The organism is Virgibacillus sp. M23 (assembly GCF_034190895.1).
Lineage (GTDB): Bacteria > Bacillota > Bacilli > Bacillales > Amphibacillaceae > Virgibacillus > Virgibacillus salarius.
In genome coordinates this window covers 1-442 of the sequence record NZ_JAWDHA010000268.1, presented here as the reverse complement: position 1 = coordinate 442, position 442 = coordinate 1, and the positions used below count along the sequence as shown (strand labels likewise).

Here is a 442-nt window from a genome sequence, read left to right as displayed (position 1 = left end):
CGCAAGCTATTACCGGCCGGAAATGCCGAAGGCCAAGCCTGAGTTTATTGATGCTTTGGCAACAGTCGTATTAAAAAAATTAGGACGTTAAAGAAGGCGATGAACATGAGTGACGGAAAAAAACATGTAGTCATCATCGGCGGCGGCATTACCGGTTTAGCCGCCGCCTTCTATCTGGAAAAAGAAATCAAAGAAAAGAATCTGCCGCTTGAGCTGACACTTGTTGAGGCAAGTCCGAGAGTCGGCGGAAAAATCCAGACTGTCAAGAAAGACGGCTATATCATCGAAAGAGGGCCAGACTCATTTCTGGAACGGAAGAAAAGCGCCCCGCAGCTTGTTAAAGATTTAGGTCTTGAGCATTTGCTTGTCAACAATGCGACCGGACAATCCTATGTGCTTGTAAACCGCACCCTGCATCCAATGCCGAAGGGCGCTGTAATGG

Annotated in this window: 2 protein-coding genes; both read left to right on the top strand. The window is 47.7% G+C overall.

What is annotated here, in order from left to right:
• Positions 1 to 91, top strand: a 91-nt coding sequence (locus RVS70_RS22480) for a hypothetical protein (RefSeq protein ID WP_321134947.1), incomplete at its 5' end; no start/stop codon positions are given.
• A gap of 14 nt (positions 92 to 105) precedes the next feature.
• A partial coding sequence (hemG, locus tag RVS70_RS22475; RefSeq protein WP_321134945.1) for a protoporphyrinogen oxidase occupies positions 106 to 442 on the top strand: 337 nt, incomplete at its 3' end.